This window comes from Providencia sp. PROV272 (assembly GCF_049901975.1).
GTDB lineage: Bacteria > Pseudomonadota > Gammaproteobacteria > Enterobacterales > Enterobacteriaceae > Providencia > Providencia stuartii.
Window position 1 is genome coordinate 3157499 of record NZ_CP096291.1, and the last position, 13807, is coordinate 3171305.

A 13807-nucleotide genomic window follows, 5' to 3' on the forward strand; every position below is an offset into this window, starting at 1 on the left:
AAGATTTATTATTCGAATTTTATGTGTGTTTTTCAGGTATACACAAAGGTAAAAAAGTCTCATGGGTCAAAATAAAGAAGTACCTTTAGTTCTTGCAGGGAAGCCATTGCCCCTTTATTACCGCATAGTTTCATCAACTATTCGTCGCATATACTACCCAAATTGTTCCCTTGTCGGTCATGTGCCACTACAGCAAACTAATAAACCAACTCTCTTTTTGTGTAGTCATCGCAACAGTGCCTTTGATGGCTATTTAACCTTAAAAGTCTCTCCACTGGGGCAAGCACTCGCATCCATCCAACTGCTCAATAGCTTTATCATGCGCCTTTATTTCACGGGTATTCCCGTCGTACGCAAAAAAGATAAAGAACGTTTAGGGATCAGTGCAAGCAGCTTCGAAAACCCAGTTGATGCGGGTGTTGAGCATCTCAAAGCAGGAGGCTCACTGTTTCTCTTCCCAGAGGGAAGTAGTGAATGGGGCCACCGACCATTGCCTTATCAACGTGGTGCAGCACGGATCATTCGCACTTTACTCTCTCAACAGATTGAATTTAATATCGTGCCATTAGGGCTGTTTTATGCCATGCCCGACCGCTTTGCGAGTCATGCCGAAATCTATGTTGGCAAACCAATCCAGATTACTGCCCAAGAAAATGAAGAGTCCGATCGCGAATGGGAAAAACGCATCCATACTCAAATCTCACAATCTCTGGATGATGTTTCCGTTAATTGCCCTGATGAAGAAACCTTTAAACACGCTGAACAGTATGCTAGCCACGCTTTCATGCAAGGCGATTCCTATGCAGAGGCATTTTTACGTTACCAACACAACCCAACACCCCAATTACTTCCCGACGCTCGCCCCTCAACTCACAGTACAACTTGGCGTTGGCTTGGCTTCTTTTTAATGTTTATCTTTATTCCTATTTTACTGGCCTCTCGGTTTGCAGCGACTTATGCCGATGCACGTAACACCATCACTTTTTTTAAAATATTAGGAGGAGGATTAGCCAGTTTAGTTTGGTTACCCTTACTTGCTTGTTTTACTTTCATCTGGCCTACGGTACTTATTCCGAGTTTTATCAGTGCCTTTATTGGTTATAAAATTATTCAATACAAAGGCTCTGCTCCATGCTAAAAACACACTATCTACATTTATTTAATCGGCTATTTGCCATTCAATTATTTATTATCTGGCTTTTAGGGTGCATTGGGGTTTTTGGCTCAGATCTGACAGAGACTCTTTGGCCATCGGTACTCACTGGCGGCATCTTTTGGATCCTATTAGTCGCCTGTAGCAAACTTCCCAAATGGCAATCCCCGCGTTTCTATTGGGTAGGTTTATTACAACTTATCGCTTGCTGGTCCATCTTCCCACTGTTTAAAGCCATTCGAATTCATTTTTATTCATGGAGCGCGGATCATCTCTTATACACCATAGACAGTTATCTTTGGCTTAATAAAAGCCTTCCAGAGCATATGATCGCTCTTCAAGCCCCATGGTTCAGTGAGTTAATTGCTTTTTGTTATTTCAGCTTTTACTTTTTAGTTATTGGTAGTGCTCTATTTTTCTTTTTACAACGCAAAAAAAACACCTCTGAGCATTACTTTTTGGGCTTAATGTTGATGTATTTTTTTGGATTTATTGGCTATTTCATTTTGCCTGCTGTCGGGCCATACGGTGCTTTCCCAACATTATTTACTTACCCTGTCCACAATGGTGCAATGACCCTTTTTCTGACGGGTATGGTGGAAAAAGGGATCACTGGAATGGATGTTTTCCCAAGCTTACACACAGGGATCACCCTGTATATCGTTGGTTTTTTATTCAAAACAGGCTACCGAAAAATCGCATGGTGCCTAACCCCTTTAGCAGCAGGTCTCATTGTTGCAACGGTTTATCTTCACTACCACTACGGTATCGACGTCATTGTTGGTGCTTTGTTGGCATTACTTGTACTGCATTTCCTATTTAAGAAAAAGAAGGTGGAAAATGGAACTCATCTATAGTCTAAATGATACTCAAGCGGCAGATATTGCTATCAGTGGTGGTAAAGGGGCTAGTTTGGCAAAAACAATCCAAGCCCTCCCTGTTCCTGACGGCTTAATCCTCTCTTGCGAAGCCTACAAGCAATTCATTTCCCCTTTATTTGGACAAATTAGTTCACTCCTTGCTCAACACCCTGACAATGAACAAAATGCCAGCGAATCTATCCGACAACTCATACTCTCGGCGCCATTGCCTGATAGCCTGACCACCCTGTTATCAACCCGCTTACATGATAGTCAATTAACTCATGTTCCTCTGGCTGTGCGCTCTTCAGGGACACTAGAGGATATGCCAGGAGCCGCATTTGCAGGCCAACACGATACTATTTTAGGCGTACGCGATCTCCCGTCGCTTCATGATGCGATCCGCCAATGCTATGCTTCCCTTTGGCATACCCATGTCATGCTTTATCGACAACATTTACAGTTACCCCATCAACATGCCGCGATGGCGGTTGTATTACAGCGTATGGTAGACGTACGTGAAAATGAAGCCGCCGGGGTTGCCTTCTCAATTGATCCTGTACGGGGTAATTTATCATCTGTACTGATTAACGCTGCCTTTGGATTAGGAGAAACCGTTGTTGGTGGTGAAGAGCCTATTGATGAATACCAAGTTGATCGCGATTCCTTGCAAATCGTTCACCAAGAAATCGCCGAGAAGCAGCGTGCAATTGTTATGACCGATAAGGGAACGGACATACTCCCTTTAGTGAGCCCTGCCAAAAATCAAACAACACTAACTTCTGAACAGTGCCAAGCAGTCGCCGAGCTCGCCATTCGTGCAGAGCAATATTTTCAGTTCCCTCAAGATATTGAGTGGGCATTTCATGACCAACAATTATGGTTATTACAATCACGTAATGTGACTCAAATTGCCCCAATTTGGACACGCGACGAGTCGGCAGAACGTTTCCCTAATCCAATCACACCTTTGACATGGGATATGTGTGAGGCGGGTTTCCATGCCTCTTTGAACTACAGTTTAAATTTAATGGGGCTACCTTCCTTTAATGGTAAATGGTTCACGATGAAAGATTATTATATTTATGGTAACCAAAACGCCGTTGCGCTTTACCATAACCGTCTTCCTACATCAATGATGAATGATTTACCCACTCTCTTATCTTCATTGCCTGAAATTGCCCGTAAATTTGCATGGGTACAAGAGCTACCTATTACTTGGATGCGAGACCTCGACCGATATTTGATTGGAATTGGCGCCCTTAACCAAGAGCCTCTCCAAGAGAAAAAATTGAGTGAACTGTGGGATTACATACAAAGGATCAATAAATTAGGCTCTGATTACTTTTTACCGAACATTGCGATTTCACTTACTCAACGCTCATTATACGCAGCCTTAATCGCCTTACTGAAAATGCTTTATCAAGGGGATGAACAGTTAGCTCATAAGACACTTGATAGTCTAATTGCAATGTCAGAGACCAAAACAGGGCAAGTGAATAACGAATTATGGAGCTTATCACGCCTTGTTCGCCATGATGCGAAATTATTTGCGCTATTAAAAGCTATCGATGCAGATTCAATTATGGATACATTGAAGCAAGCGCATCCCGACTTTTTCACTGAATTTACCGCATTTTTAACTAACCATGGTCATCGTGAAATGGACTTTGATGCCTACCACCCTACATGGCTAGATGCCCCTCATATTGTTCTTACACAAATAAGCGCAATGGCGGATTTAGAAAATGATGGACAAACCAGCGATGCGTTAAGTAAAAAAATTGCTCAGTCAAAAACCGAATTTGAGATCATCTCGCAAACGCCAGAAGAGTTGCGTTATTTTATGCAAGAGTTAATTAGGTTGGCGCGGGTATACACTGCATTAGATGATTTAGAGCATTACCAAACCACTCGCCTGGCTTTACCTATGCGCCGGGGCTTACATGCCCTAGGTGAGCGCTTGGTGATCCGCGGTGTCATTGATCAAGCCTCGGATATCTATTTTGCGAAAGAACAGCAGTTAGCAGACGCTATTAACGCTGAAACTACTCAAGCATTTAGCGAATTACGCCAACATATAAGCAGCAACAAAGCAGGCTATGAACAGGCTAGAAGTACAACACCGCAATGGGTTTATGGCGAAATATCAGAAGAAACCGAAGACGATGGGTCATCCCTAAAAGGGTTAGCTGGCAGCGCTGGCACCGTTGAAGGTGAAGTCTTTTTAGTTCATGGGCCTGAAGATTTTGCCCAATTCCCTCAAGGCGCGATTTTGGTTGCTCGTACCACCAATCCTGCATGGACAGCACTTTTTTATCGAGCAAGTGGCGTTATCACCGAAAGTGGTGGCCCGCTTTCTCACGGCGCAGTAACCGCTCGCGAATTAGGATTACCGGCGGTTATGGGTATCCGTCGTGTGATGAATACGCTTAAAAATGGTCAGCGTGTTAAAGTCGACGGTCAAAAAGGTATTGTTGAGCTGCTATAATCACGTATTCAATTCACTGGATAAGCTATGTTTATGATGACCTTATAGACGATGGCTTTATTCAGTGAATTGAACTTTTTGTTATAACTAATAACTACAAAGAATAACGAGCCGAATGGCCTAAATGGATGTCTTTTCTCTTTTCCGCTTATCAGTACAGAAAAGTATCTCAAGATTAGGCTACGCCTGCTCTGGACGCTTGCTACTCCCTGTTTGACCTCTTTGTATCATCTCATCTTACTTCTCTATTTTTGACTTTCGAATAGTTATCTACACTTATCATTTAGCTTCGAAAAGTAACACTTAGTTAATTTTATTTACCTTTAGATAACTTCATTATCGAATATGTGACTTTAATCATTTTATCGTAACTAATAATAGTGATAATCTCCGCGTGAATTTTGGTTAGACTCGGTTAATGGCGTCAGGAGCACTCTGCCTTCTGCCATGACTCAAATTTCATCCAACCTATCATTCCCAAAATAAAAACGTTCTCAAATCCTAATAATTATAATTTGCAGTGATGCAATATTTTACAGAGAAGATTTATGCAAAACATTATAAAACAACCACTCTATAAGATCCTTTATGTCCAAGTTATTGTTGCCATTTTATTTGGTATCGCACTTGGTCACTTTTTCCCTGATATTGGAGAATCCTTAAAACCACTCGGTGATGCTTTCATTAAAATTGTTAAGATGATCATCGCACCTGTTATTTTCTTAACCGTTGTTACTGGTATAGCCGGTATGAGCAATATGAAGGCGGTTGGTAGCGTTGCAGGGAAAGCGATGCTTTATTTCATCACTTTCTCGACTATCGCACTGATTATCGGCCTAATTGTCGCGAATATCATTCGTCCCGGTGCGGGGCTTAACATTGACCCAGCAACACTCGATAGCAGTAAAGTGGCAGGATATGTAGAAAAAGCCCATGAATCCTCTATTGTTGGCTTTTTAATGAATATCATTCCTGATACCGTTATTAGCCCGCTCGTTAACGGTAATATTCTGCAAGTACTGTTTATTGCCGTCATTTTTGGTCTGGCTCTTGCTGCAACGGGTAAGCATGGCGAGCCTATCGTTAAATTACTGCAAAACTTCTCAGAGCCTGTCTTTAAGATGGTTGCCATGCTGATGAAACTTGCTCCTATTGGTGCATTCGGAGCCATGGCATTTACTATAGGTAAGTACGGTATTTCTTCAATCGGCAACTTAATGATGCTGATTATGACCTTCTATATCACATCATTACTGTTCGTTTTGATAGTGCTTGGTGCTGTCGCTAAATATAATGGCTTTTCGATCATTCAACTGATCAAATACATTAAAGATGAACTATGGCTAGTATTAGGTACCTCATCGTCTGAAGCCGCATTGCCTAGCTTAATGAGAAAAATGGAACATGCAGGATGTGAAAAATCCGTAGTTGGCTTGGTTATCCCAACAGGTTACTCATTTAACCTTGATGGAACCAACATCTACATGACCATGGCCGCACTGTTTATTGCTCAAGCGACAAATATTGATCTGACTATTTGGGAACAAATCTCACTGTTACTGGTTGCAATGATCAGTTCTAAAGGCGCAGCAGGTGTGACAGGCGCTGGCTTTATTACCTTGGCAGCGACTCTAATGGTGGTGCCAAGCATTCCTGTTGCAGGCATGGCTTTGATTCTAGGTATCGACCGTTTCATGTCTGAGTGTCGTGCACTAACTAACTTAGTGGGTAATGCTTGTGCTTGTATCGTCGTTGCCCGTTGGGAAAAAGAGTTAGATACTGAAAAATTAGCCAATGCGTTTGCCGCAAAAGGCGAAAGCATTGATTCAATTATTACTGAAGAAAATTTTGATGTTGTAGCTGACCAACCAAAACCGGTGGATATTAGCAAAAAATAAACAGCGTATTTGTTAACTGCAAATAAGTTGGTTACCGCTCAAGTCATTACAGCGCATATCATCTGCGCTGTAATCATCCATACGACTTTGAGTCGGTGTGTATTTTTTCAACATTAATCATTGCCCAAGTTCTTGCGATTATTGAGGTTCTCGTCAAACTTTCTAATCGCAACTTGGGCATTAATGCAATTTCTATCCGCAACTTAGGTTATTTAGGATGAAATTTATAATCCTAATGCGTATTTTAATGCGATTTTCTTCGCTTCACCGGCACGTTGAGCAGCCATAAGACCAAGGTTTCTTAACATTTTCAAGCCGGGTAGCGTTTCACTAAATGCCATATAAAATGCATCCATCCCCGCTTGCATGACTAAGTTATCTGGCAAGCGTCGACGTTGATAGCGTTTTAATACCTCTGCGGAAGACCAAGGTTCAAGGTACTCTTTTGCCTGTGTAACCACTTTCAGCAAAACATCAACATCTCGATAGCCTAGGTTAACCCCCTGTCCTGCCAGTGGGTTTATGGTATGTGCGGCGTCGCCAACCAACGCAAGCCCCCCAATCACATAACGATTCGCATGGTGGCGTGTCAACGGAAATGCGCCGGAAGCATATGCGGTGACTTTCCCTAAACGTTCAGGAAAAGCTTCCGTAATCGCCCCAGTCAGTTGCTCCATCGACATTGATTGTAATCGGCGGATTTTGGCTGGGCTGTCATACCACACCAGCGAGGCCCAATGATCATAAAGCGGTAAAAATGCCCGAGGGCCTGACGGGAAAAATTGCTGCCATGTCTTATCTTGCTGCGGCCCTGCTGTTTGGACGGTGACCAACATGCAAGACTGGCGATATTGCCAACCACGGCTGCCAATTCCTGCTAATTTACGTACTTGGGAGTTTGCTCCATCCGCACCGATGACTAATTTCGCTTGTAGCTCACGCCCATCATCCAGAGAGACTACCCACTCTTTTTGGCCTTTAGGTTGATAAAGATACAGTAATTGAGCGGGGCAAATACGTTCAAGATTGGCGTATTTTTCACACTCCTGCCACAGAGCCAGCTGCAATATTCGGTTTTCTACCATAAAACCAAGTTCAGGCAACCCTAAATCATGGGCGTCAAAAACAACGTTGCTCCCTTCTTCTTCCCATGTTTCAAGTTGTCGATAAGGCGCACTGCGCATTGCTTCAACATGTTGCCAAGCACCTAACTGTTTAAGTAAATCGACAGAGGAACGGCTAATGGCAGAAATACGGACATCAGGAGCACTATTGGCGTCAAAAGCGGTTGGCTCTGCTTTTTCCAGTAATGCAACACGCATCCCTTCTTGAGCAAACCCAAGAGCCGCGGCGGCACCAGTCATACCCGCACCAACGACGACAACATCATAATATTCTGTTAATTTATTCATTACATTAGCTACTATTAACTATTTGATTTACGTAGTGTACCGAAAAATTGTTACGCTGACAGGGAATATCTCTTTCAGAGACTCTGGTCACTGATGCTGCAAATGAATACAATACAGGTTAATCTTGAAAAAAATAGGCGATAACCTGTCTTTGAGACCGGGTATTACATAGCCTTTGGGTACTAACTCAGGCTATTTTGGCATTTTTCATATCATAGAGTGATGTTTATGATCAAAAATGCGTGCGCCTTCCCAAAACGGGACAGGACTTTGGATTTATATCCATTATATTTCGAGCAACTACGCATAAAGGCTCTATGCTCAAAGTATAACGGGTATACAACGCGTTTCGGAGTCCATTATACTAAGCCACTTCGAAAACACCGGATATAGACATGTCGACGAATAAAAAGTTATATATTAAAACATGGGGCTGCCAAATGAATGAGTATGACTCATCAAAAATGGCTTCATTATTAGAAAGCACCCATGGTTATCAGATCACTGAGATTCCAGAAGAAGCAGATTTACTGCTGCTGAACACGTGTTCAATCCGTGAAAAAGCACAGGAAAAAGTTTTCCATCAGCTTGGTCGCTGGAAATCGTTCAAAGATAGCAACCCTGATATCATTATTGGTGTCGGCGGCTGTGTTGCGTCTCAAGAAGGTGATTTTATCCGCCAGCGCGCACCAAGCGTCGATATTGTTTTCGGTCCACAAACGCTACACCGTCTCCCTGAAATGATTAATCAGGTTAAAGGAAGCCGTAGCCCTGTTATCGATATCAGTTTCCCTGAAATTGAGAAATTTGACCGTCTGCCAGAACCACGCGCGGAAGGCCCTACCGCTTTTGTCTCCATCATGGAAGGCTGCAATAAATATTGCACATTCTGCGTTGTTCCTTATACACGCGGTGAAGAAGTTAGCCGTCCTTGTGATGATATCCTGTTTGAAATTGCTCAATTAGCGGCGCAGGGTGTACGTGAAGTAAACCTATTGGGTCAAAACGTTAACGCTTATCGTGGCGCAACATTTGATGGTGAAATCTGTACTTTTGCTGAATTAATTCGTTTGGTTGCCGCGATTGATGGTATCGACAGAATTCGTTTCACGACTAGCCATCCAATTGAATTTACTGATGACATCATTGAAGTCTATGAAGATACGCCTGAGCTAGTTAGCTTCCTACATTTGCCAGTGCAAAGCGGTTCAGATCGTATTTTGACATTAATGAAACGCGCACACACCGCGCTTGAATACAAGGCTATCATCCGTAAATTACGTAAAGCACGTCCGGATATTCTCATTAGCTCTGACTTTATTGTTGGCTTCCCTGGTGAAACCAATGATGATTTTGAAAAAACCATGAAACTGATCGCTGATGTGAACTTCGATATGAGCTTTAGCTTTATCTACTCACCACGCCCAGGTACACCAGCCGCTGATCTACCCGATGACGTGAGCGAAGATGAGAAGAAACAGCGTCTCTATCTCCTTCAACAGCGCATAAACCAACAAGCAATGAGCTACAGCCGTGCTATGTTAGGTACGGTACAACGTATTTTAGTCGAAGGCCCTTCACGTAAAAACGTTATGGAGCTTTCAGGTCGTACAGAGAGCAACCGTGTTGTGAACTTTGAAGGTTCACCTGATATGATTGGCAAGTTTGTTGATGTAGAGATCGTTGACGTTTATGCCAATTCACTACGCGGTAAAGTGATCCGCACAGAAGACCAAATGGGCTTGCGCGTTCACGAATCACCCGCTTCTGTCATCGCACGTACTCGTAAAGAAGATGAGCTTGGTGTTGGTAGTTACCAACCCTAACGATAGGATACTCAGTGACCGATAAAAAACCGTTGCAAATCGCAACACAAGAAATCTTTCTAGAGCCCGCAGATAACCAACGCTTAATGAGCCTTTGCGGGCCATTTGATGATAATATCAAGCAACTTGAGCGTAGACTTGCGATTGAAATTAATCGTCGTGATAACCGTTTCAAGCTATCAGGCAAACCACTCAATATCCAAGCGGCCAGTAAAATCTTACGCCAATTGTATGTTGATACCGCTCCAATACGCGGTGTGATCCCCGATATTGACCCTGAGCAAATCCACCTTGCTATCTCCGAAAGCCGCGTACTAGAGCAGGCTGCCGATAGTATTCCAGATTATGGTAAAGCCGTTAATATCAAGACCAAACGTGGTGTTATCAAGCCTCGCACACCAAACCAAGCGCAATATATAGCGAATATTTTAGATCACGATATTACGTTTGGCATTGGCCCCGCGGGTACAGGTAAAACATACCTTGCCGTTGCAGCCGCCGTAGATGCTTTAGAGCGCCAAGAAGTACGGCGTATTTTGCTGACTCGCCCTGCTGTTGAAGCGGGGGAAAAACTTGGCTTTTTACCCGGTGACCTCAGTCAAAAAGTAGATCCTTATTTGCGCCCACTGTATGACGCATTATTTGAAATGCTAGGGTTCGAAAAAGTTGAAAAACTGATTGAACGTAATGTTATTGAGGTAGCACCACTGGCTTATATGCGCGGTCGCACCCTCAATGATGCTTTCATTATTTTAGATGAAAGCCAGAACACCACCATTGAGCAGATGAAAATGTTCCTGACCCGTATCGGTTTTAATTCAAAAGCCGTCATCACGGGGGATATTACTCAGGTCGACTTGCCTCGCGGTAATAAATCAGGCTTACGTCATGCCATTGAAGTGCTTTCTGATGTTGATGAACTTAGCTTTAATTTCTTCCACAGCGAAGACGTTGTTCGTCACCCTGTTGTCGCAAAAGTTGTTATTGCCTATGAAAAATGGGAAGAACAAGACAACAAACGCCGTCAACAAATTAGAGAAGAAAAAGAACAGCAAAAAGCGTTAGAAAAGCAGGAAATAATTAAATGAGTGAAGTCATTCTTGATTTACAGCTCGCTTGCGAAGAAACAACAGGGCTACCTGATGAAGCACTGTTTCAACGTTGGTTAGAAGCCGTACTCCCTAAGTTTCAACCACAAAGTGAAGTGACAATCCGCATCGTTGATGAAGAAGAAAGTCACCATTTAAACCTGACTTATCGGGGGAAAGATAAACCAACAAATGTGTTATCTTTTCCTTTTGAAGCGCCACCAGAGGTAGAATTACCTCTACTTGGCGATCTGATTATTTGTCGTCAAGTGGTTGAACAGGAAGCCATCGAACAGCAAAAAAGTGCCGAGGAGCATTGGGCGCACATGGTTGTACATGGCTGTCTGCATCTGCTTGGTTATGATCATATCGAAGACGATGAAGCAGAAGAAATGGAGAGCCTAGAAACGGAAATTTTAGCTGAATTGGGCTATGCTGATCCTTATCTTGCAGAAAAAGAATGACCCACGGTCTATTTTTATGTTAAATATTAGCTGAATAAGTCTAATCGCGTTTTTTGGGAGTAAATACCATAGTTATCTCACGCCGTTGAATATATATTTGGCAGAGTTAAAAACCTAAGCAATTGACTTATTTAGCTAAATTAACCATTATCATCAATTGAGGAATAATTAATAAAACGCCATGAGCGACGATAACTCTTCGAGTAGTGACAACCCTGGTCCTAAGAAAGGGTTCTTTGCACTATTAAACCAACTCTTCCACGCTGAACCTAAAAACCGTGGTGACTTGGTCGAGCTGATCCGTGATTCCGAGCAGAACGACCTTATCGATCCTGATACCCGTGACATGTTAGAAGGCGTCATGGATATTGCCGATCAGCGGGTACGTGACATTATGATCCCGCGCTCCCAGATTGTAACCTTAAAACGTAATCAAACTCTGGATGAGTGCCTTGATGTTATTATCGAATCCGCACACTCACGTTTCCCTGTCATCAGCGAAGATAAAGATCATATTGAAGGGCTACTAATGGCAAAAGATTTGCTGCCATTTATGCGTACAGACGCTGAGCCATTCAGTATTGATAAAGTGTTGCGCCAAGCGGTTGTTGTACCTGAAAGCAAACGGGTCGACCGGTTGTTAAAAGAGTTCCGTTCACTACGCTATCATATGGCTATTGTCATTGATGAGTTTGGCGGTGTCTCTGGTCTTGTTACCATTGAAGATATTTTAGAGCTTATTGTTGGCGAAATTGAAGATGAGTACGATGATGAAGATGATGTCGATATTCGTCAGCTAAGTCAGCACTCCTACTCAGTTAGAGCCTTAACCCAAATTGAAGACTTCAATGATGCGTTTGAGACTCACTTTAGCGACGAAGAAGTGGATACTGTCGGTGGCCTTGTTATGCAAGCCTTTGGTCATCTACCCTCTCGAGGTGAATCCATCACTATAGATGGCTATCAATTTAAAGTTGCCATGTCGGATAGCCGCCGAATTATTTTACTTCACGTAAAAATTCCAGATGGCGCGCCTGCACCAAACTTAGATGAAGAAAAGAGTTAATGAACTTAACGTCATACTATCAAAGTCAGTGGTTAAGACTACTACTGGCTTTCATTTTCGGAGCCAGTGGTACACTGGCTTTTTCGCCATTTGACCTCTGGCCTGCAGCTCTCCTTTCCATCCTATTTCTCCAACTACTGACCCTACAACGCTCCCCTAAACAAGCTTTTTCGATTGCTTTTGCATGGGGCTTTGGGCTATTTGGCTCGGGCGTTAATTGGGTGTATGTCAGCATTGCTGACTTTGGTGGAATGCCAGAGGTTGTTAATGTCCTATTGGTGATCCTGCTTGCAGCTTACCTTTCCCTCTACACTGGGTTATTTGGTTATCTACTCAGCAAATTCTTTCCCCAATCAACAATATGGCGATTAGTCTTTGCCGCTCCAGCCATTTGGCAGCTCACCGAGTTTTTACGAGGTTGGGTTCTTACAGGCTTCCCATGGCTTCAATTCGGTTACAGCCAAATTGATGGCCCAATGAAAGGCCTTGCCCCCATCTTTGGTGTAGAACTGATAACTCTAATATTATTTAGTATTAGTGGGTTACTCGTGCTTGCGTTGGTACGTCGCCGTATTACGCCGTTAGTCGCCGCTGCCGTACTACTTTTCGCTCCTTTAATCATCAAGAGCTATCAGTGGTATACCCCTCTGGAGTCAAAAACTACGGAAGTGGCGCTTGTACAAGGCAATATTCCCCAATCCATGAAGTGGGAAACAAGCTACTTACAAAAAATCAAAGATACTTATATTAAGCTTTCTAGCCCTTATATTGGCAAAGCTTCCTTAATTGTTTGGCCTGAATCCGCAGTGCCGTCAGTCGAATTAGATAACCAAGCATGGCTAAAATCACTGGACAAAATATTAGCTGAATCCCAGACCAAACTGATCACGGGTATTGTTGATGCCCGTCCTATTGACGGTGACTATCAGTTTTATAACACCATCATTGTATTAGGGGATACAACTCCCTATCTGTACCCATCAAAAAATCGCTATAACAAGCACCATTTAGTGCCTTTTGGTGAGTTTGTACCGCTAGAGGATATTTTACGCCCTATCGCACCATTATTTAATTTACCAATGTCAGGATTTAGCCGGGGCGATTATCAACAAGCTCAGCTTGCTGTAGGCAACATGCATCTAACAGCCGCCATCTGCTATGAAATTATCCTTGGAACACAGGTTCGCGATAATTTCCAACCTAATAGCGATTACCTCTTAACCATTTCTAACGATGCGTGGTTTGGTAAGTCGATTGGGCCATGGCAACATTTCCAAATGGCGCGCATGAGAGCGCTGGAGCTTGGTCGCCCACTACTTAGAGCTACCAATAATGGCGTCACCGCAATTATTCGAGCAGATGGTACCGTCCAAGCTAAGTTGCCTCAATTTACCGCTGCTACACTATCTGCATCTATTACCCCAACAACGGGGTTAACACCTTATGCACGCTGGAGTAATTGGCCAATGTGGGGCGTTGTTATCATATTTATGCTGATAGCCATATCACGAGGCCGCAGGTCAAAAACAAGTTCAGATAAATAACAAAA

11 protein-coding genes are annotated in these 13807 nt (G+C 43.0%); 9 read left to right on the forward strand and 2 right to left on the reverse strand.

What is annotated here, in order from left to right; all coding sequences use genetic code 11:
* Positions 1-61 precede the first annotated feature (61 nt).
* The 4 genes from M1E93_RS14580 to M1E93_RS14595 all read left to right on the forward strand — a co-directional run bounded on the left by M1E93_RS14580 (position 62) and on the right by M1E93_RS14595 (position 6402).
* Complete coding sequence (locus M1E93_RS14580; protein WP_004917668.1) at positions 62-1138, forward strand: lysophospholipid acyltransferase family protein; 1077 nt, start codon at positions 62-64, stop codon at positions 1136-1138.
* Positions 1132-2010, forward strand: a complete 879-nt coding sequence (locus M1E93_RS14585) for a phosphatase PAP2 family protein (RefSeq protein WP_040132906.1) — start codon at positions 1132-1134, stop codon at positions 2008-2010. The genes M1E93_RS14580 and M1E93_RS14585 overlap by 7 nt, the downstream gene beginning before the upstream one ends.
* Positions 1994-4504, forward strand: a complete 2511-nt coding sequence (locus M1E93_RS14590; protein WP_076914341.1) for a PEP/pyruvate-binding domain-containing protein — start codon at positions 1994-1996, stop codon at positions 4502-4504. Before M1E93_RS14585 ends, M1E93_RS14590 begins: the two co-directional genes overlap by 17 nt.
* 548 nt (positions 4505-5052) lie before the next feature.
* Entirely contained in the window at positions 5053-6402 is a 1350-nt protein-coding gene (locus tag M1E93_RS14595) for a dicarboxylate/amino acid:cation symporter (RefSeq protein WP_004917663.1), read from the forward strand.
* Positions 6403-6414: 12 nt separating this feature from the next.
* On the opposite strand, the gene M1E93_RS14600 is transcribed toward M1E93_RS14595, so the two are convergent.
* Together M1E93_RS14600 and ubiF are read right to left on the reverse strand one after the other, a co-directional pair.
* Positions 6415-6516, reverse strand: a complete 102-nt coding sequence (locus tag M1E93_RS14600) for a DUF3289 family protein (protein ID WP_219725107.1) — start codon at positions 6514-6516, stop codon at positions 6415-6417.
* Between the two features lie 110 nt (positions 6517-6626).
* The gene (gene ubiF, locus M1E93_RS14605) at positions 6627-7814 is read right to left on the reverse strand and encodes a 3-demethoxyubiquinol 3-hydroxylase (protein WP_104873332.1); all 1188 of its coding nucleotides are present in this window, start codon (positions 7812-7814) and stop codon (positions 6627-6629) included.
* A 395-nt stretch (positions 7815-8209) separates the two neighbouring features.
* Between ubiF and miaB the strand changes: the two genes are divergently transcribed.
* From miaB to lnt, 5 genes are all read left to right on the forward strand, one after another.
* Positions 8210-9640, forward strand: a complete 1431-nt coding sequence (gene miaB, locus M1E93_RS14610) for a tRNA (N6-isopentenyl adenosine(37)-C2)-methylthiotransferase MiaB (RefSeq protein WP_004917657.1) — start codon at positions 8210-8212, stop codon at positions 9638-9640.
* An 86-nt stretch (positions 9641-9726) separates the two neighbouring features.
* Complete coding sequence (locus M1E93_RS14615; protein WP_223854883.1) at positions 9727-10728, forward strand: PhoH family protein; 1002 nt, start codon at positions 9727-9729, stop codon at positions 10726-10728.
* On the forward strand, positions 10725-11192 hold the full coding sequence (ybeY, locus tag M1E93_RS14620; RefSeq protein ID WP_004917654.1) for an rRNA maturation RNase YbeY: 468 nt from the start codon (positions 10725-10727) through the stop codon (positions 11190-11192). The genes M1E93_RS14615 and ybeY overlap by 4 nt, the downstream gene beginning before the upstream one ends.
* Before the next feature lie 181 nt (positions 11193-11373).
* Positions 11374-12258, forward strand: coding sequence for a CNNM family magnesium/cobalt transport protein CorC (corC, locus tag M1E93_RS14625; protein ID WP_014657724.1), 885 nt, complete (start codon positions 11374-11376; stop codon positions 12256-12258).
* A complete protein-coding gene (gene lnt / locus M1E93_RS14630; protein WP_060560654.1) occupies positions 12258-13802 on the forward strand; it encodes an apolipoprotein N-acyltransferase in 1545 nt (514 codons plus the stop codon). The genes corC and lnt overlap by 1 nt, the downstream gene beginning before the upstream one ends.
* Positions 13803-13807: the final 5 nt, after the last annotated feature.